Genomic DNA, 4,564 nt, shown 5'->3' on the forward strand with positions numbered 1-4,564 from the left:
AGCGGACCGGTTCACCGGCTCGCGGCGGCCGGCCCGTTCACCGGCTCGCGGCGGCCGCCTCGGCGAGCGAGTCCAGCACCGGCCGGATCAGCGGGTGCCCGTCGGCGCCCGCCCGGACGGCGGCGAACACCCGGCGGGTGGCGAGCTCGCTGTCCACCGGCCGCACCGCGACCTCGCCGAGGTCGACGCCGCGCAGCGCCGAGCGCGGCACCAGCGCCACCCCGAGGCCCGCCGAGGCGAGCGCGACCACCGCGCGGAAGTCGTCCGAGGAGTGCAGCAGCCGGGGCTGGAACCCGGCGTGCTCGCAGGCCAGCAGCACCACGTCGTGGCAGGGGTTGCCCGGGTACGGCCCGATCCACGGCTCGTCGGCCAGCGCCGCGACGGCCAGCGGCCCGGCCTCCCCGGCCAGCCGGTGCCCGAGCGGCAGGACGGCCTCGAAGGGCTCGGCGTACAGCGGCACCCGGGTCAGCCGGGCGTCGTCGGCGCGCGGGGCGCCCCGGTACTCGACGGCCACCGCGAGGTCCGCGCGGCCGTCCAGCACCATCGGCAGGCTGGCGTCGCCCTCGGCGTCCAGCACCTTGAGCCGGACCCCGGACGCGCGCGCGGCGAGCAGGCCGACGGCGGGGGCGAGCACCGAGGCGATGGCGGTCGCGAAGGAGGCGACGGTGACCTCCCCGGAGACGCCCGCGCTGTACGCGGCGAGGTCGGCCTCGGCGCGTTCCAGCTGGGCGAGCACCACGTCGGCGTGGCCGAGCAGGATCTCCCCCGCGGCGGTCAGCCGCACGCCCCGGCCCTCCCGGGCGAGCAGGTGGTGGCCGGTCTCCTGTTCCAGGGCGGCCAGCTGCTGGGAGACCGCGGAGGGGGTCAGGTAGAGGGCGGCCGCCGCGGCGGTCACGGTGCGGTGGTCCGCCACGGCCCGCAGGGTCCGCAGCCGTCGTGCGTCGATCACGGACCAATTCTGCCAGCGCGGCGCGGCACCCCCGTCGGGCCAGGCGGACGACGGCGTCCCCGGAGGCGTCCGCGCGGCGGGCGGCGCGACCCGCCGGAGCAGGGGTTTCGGCCGCGGGCACCGCCGGTGGTGCGTTTCCGGACGAGATCCGTCCCCGTCGTTGACCGCCGGCCGGGACCGGCGCTTGGCTCTTCCCGACCGGGCCGCGGGGGTCGAGGGCCCGGGCCGTCACCAGGGGAGGAATCCATGACCACCGCACGGACCCGCCGCCGGCTCGCCCGGGCCGCCGCCGTCCTGCTGGCCACCGCCGTGGCCGGCGCCGCGACGCCCGCCGCCGAGGCCCGCCCGCCCAAGGGCGACACCGCCCGGGTCAGCGAGGGCGCCAAGGGCGAGCAGTTCGACGGCAACTCCAACGCGCTCGGACTGAGCGAGGACGGCCGCTCGGCGCTGTTCGGCTCGGACGCACCCGGTGTGCTGCCCGACGGCACCATGGGCCAGGCCGAGGTCTACGTCAGGGACCTGCGCAACGGGCACCTCGAACGGGTCAGTGTCGCCGACGACGGCTCCCGGCTGAACGCCGCCACCACCGAGGCCGCGATCAGCGGCGACGGCCGCTACGTGGCCTTCAGCACCACCGCCACCGACGTGGTGCCGGGACAGCCGACGCACGCCGGCGACGTCTTCGTCCGCGACCGCCGGACCGGCCGCACCGAGCTCGTCTCGACCGGCGACGGCGTCTCCGGCGCGGGCGACGACCAGAGCATCCGCAGCGCGGGCAGCCCCAGCCTCAGCCGGGACGGCCGCTACGTCGCCTACGCCTCCGACCGCACCGACCTCGCGTCCGGGGTGAAGCGCGGCAAGCGCAACGTCTTCGTCACCGACCGCTGGACCCACACCACCCGGCTGGTCACCGTCGGCGCGGACGGCACCGGCGCCGACAACCACTCCTTCGGCCCGACGATCAGCGCGGACGGCGGCACCGTCGGCTTCACCTCCCGGGCCGGCAACCTGCTCCCGTCCACCGAGCCCGAGCCCGACCCCGCCACCGACGCCCCGGCCACCGAACCGGATCCGGGCACCGACGCCCCCCGGCTGACCGGGCCGCGCTTCTACCCGTACTACGTCTGGCGGGCCGACACCGGCCTGATCACCGGCGCCAGCCTGGAGCCGGGCGCCGCCCACGACCTGCGCGGCGCCGGGTCCGACGGCCGGATCAGCCCGGACGGCCGCTTCGCGGTCTACAGCCTCCCGGTGCACGGCGGCGGGAGGCCGCCCCGCGGCATCCGGATGGACGTGTACGTCCACGAGCTGGCCACCGGTGCGGTCACCAAGGTCAACACCGACCTGCCGGGCACCTCCACCACGTACTCGTCCTCCGGCGGCGTCATGACCGGAGACGGCCGCTGGGTCTACTTCGCCTCCGACGCCCCGACCCTGGTGGCCGACGACACCAACGACACCACCGACGTGTTCCGCCGCGACCTGTGGACCGGGCGGATCGAGCGGGTCAGCCTCACCCGGGACGGCGGGCAGAGCACCGCCGGCTCCTACCGTCCGTCCGTGGACGCCACCGGCGGCACGGTGCTGTTCGACGCGGAGGACGGCAACCTGGTACCCGGCGACGACAACGCCGCCACGGACGTCTTCCGCCGCCGCCTCTGACGGCCCGGCACCACCGGTTCCCCGCCCGGTACCGCCCGGCCGCACCCGATCCCGCCGTCCGCATACCTCCGCTGACGTATTTTCCGCCGAGATCACCCACGGCCGTTGACCACCGGCCCTCCCGACGATTGGCTCTCCCGAAAAGCCCGTCGCCGGGAGGGAGCCCGGCCGGGCGCGCAGAGGGGGGAACACCCGATGACACGCACCACCCGGACGACCCGCGCCCGCCGGCTGGCCGGCAGCGGCGTCCTGGCCGCGGCCGCCGTCCTCGCCGTCACCGCCGTGACCGCCGTCCCGGCCGAGGCCCGACCGCCGCTGCGCGGCACCGTCCAGGTCAGCACCGGAGTGAACGGCGCCGCCCCCGACAACCAGTCCTGGGTCCAGGGCGTCAGCGCCGACGGCCGCTACGTCCTGTTCACCTCCTGGGCCACCAACCTGGTGGATCCCGCGCACAGCGGGCGCGACGCCTACGTGAAGGACCTGCGCACCGGCCGCACCGAGCGGGTCAACCTGTCCGACTCGGGCCAGGTGCTGAGCGGCTGGACCGAACAGCCCGCGATCAGCGCCGACGGCCGCTACGTCGCCTTCGAGAGCGACGCCGAGGACGTGGTGCCCGGCATGCAGGTCAAGGGCCGCACCGAGGTGTACGTCCGGGACCTGCGGACCGGCCGCACCGAGCTGGTCAGCGGCGGGCTCACCAGCACCGACCCCGACAGGTTCCACTACTCGTACGCGCCCTCGGTCAGCGGCGACGGCCGCTACGTGGCCTTCGTGTCCTCCCGGACGGACCTCGATCCGACCGTCGTGGACCCGGAGCCGGAGCCGGGGCCCTCGCTCGCCAGGCCCTACACCTGGAAGCTCAACGTCTACCTGACCGATCGCTGGTCCGGCACGACCCGCCTGGTCACCCGCGACGCCACCGGCAGGCCCGGCGAGAGCACGTCCTTCCACCCGAAGCTCAGCGCGGACGGCCGCACCATCGGCTTCGGCTCCCTCTCCGACCTGCTGCCGGCCGAGCGGACCCCGGCCCTCGCCGCCACGGCCGCCGAGTCCGCCGCCGCGGCCGGTGCCCTCCCCGTGGACCCGCCCCCGGGCGCCGCGGCGGTGGCGCCCGCCGGGGCGCAGCCGAGCCTGGCCCGCCCGACCACCGCCGTCTACTACACCTACGACGTGGCGAGCGGGGCCATCGAGCCGGTCAGCTTCGACCTGGACGGCAAGCTCACCCCGGCGGCCTTCGACGCCACCATCAGCCCGGACGGGCAGCGCGCGGTCTACGCCCTGCCCGAGCCCGGCGGCTCGACCGGCGGCCACCGCTACCACACCGTGCTGCACGTCCGGGACCTGCGGACGGGCACCGTGACGAAGGTCAGCGGCGGTCTGCCGGGCACCGGCTCGGTCGGCTCCTCCGGCCACGGCTCGATCACCGCCGACAACCGCTGGGTCTACTTCGAGTCCGCCGCCGACAACCTGGTGCCGGGCCCGCAGCACCCGGGCTCGGACGTCTACCGCCGGGACCTGGTCACCGGCCTCACCGAGCGGGTCTCCACCGCGCCGGACGGCTCGTTCGGCAACGGCTCCTCGACCGACCCGTTCGTGGACGCCTCCGGCCGGACCGTGGTGTTCAACTCGACCAGCGGCAACCTGGTCGCCGGCGCCGAGGGCCCGCAGCGCGAGGGCTACCAGGCCTTCGCCAAGCCCACCGCGCGCCACCCGGGCCACGGCCACGGCCACGACGGGGACCAGGGCGGGAACGACGACTGAGCCGCGCCCGGACGCCGCGACGGGGGCGGGACGGCGGCCGGGCCGGCGTCCCGCCCCCGCGGCGGGAGGGTGGGGCAGGTGGTTCATCACCTCGTCTGGGGAGAGGGTGATCGTCTCGCCGTCCAGCTCGACCGAGGTCTCGCCGGTGGCGCGCAGTTCGGCGGCCAGCCGGGCGGCGTCGGTGGCGGCGAC

3 protein-coding genes are annotated in these 4,564 nt (G+C 76.4%); 2 read left to right on the plus strand and 1 reads right to left on the minus strand.

Features of this window, described 5'->3' with window-relative positions:
- Window positions 1–37: 37 nt before the first annotated feature.
- Window positions 38–949: a LysR family transcriptional regulator gene (locus tag ABZW03_RS37760; RefSeq protein ID WP_355268938.1), complete on the minus strand. Its 912-nt coding sequence runs from the start codon at window positions 947–949 to the stop codon at window positions 38–40.
- A 246-nt stretch (window positions 950–1,195) separates the two neighbouring features.
- On the opposite strand from ABZW03_RS37760, the gene ABZW03_RS37765 reads away from it, so the two are divergent.
- Entirely contained in the window at window positions 1,196–2,611 is a 1,416-nt protein-coding gene (locus ABZW03_RS37765) for a hypothetical protein (RefSeq protein ID WP_355268940.1), read from the plus strand.
- Window positions 2,612–2,806: 195 nt separating this feature from the next.
- Window positions 2,807–4,372, plus strand: a complete 1,566-nt coding sequence (locus ABZW03_RS37770) for a hypothetical protein (protein WP_355268942.1) — start codon at window positions 2,807–2,809, stop codon at window positions 4,370–4,372.
- Window positions 4,373–4,564 lie beyond the last annotated feature (192 nt).

It is taken from the genome of Kitasatospora sp. NPDC004799 (assembly GCF_040609095.1).
Lineage (GTDB): Bacteria > Actinomycetota > Actinomycetes > Streptomycetales > Streptomycetaceae > Kitasatospora.

What these genes read in the sequence shown, in the direction of transcription:
- ABZW03_RS37765 (WP_355268940.1), top strand. Translation starts at nt 1,196, where the DNA reads ATGACCACCGCACGGACCCGCCGCCGGCTCGCCCGGGCCGCCGCCGTC.
- ABZW03_RS37770 (WP_355268942.1), top strand. Translation starts at nt 2,807, where the DNA reads ATGACACGCACCACCCGGACGACCCGCGCCCGCCGGCTGGCCGGCAGC.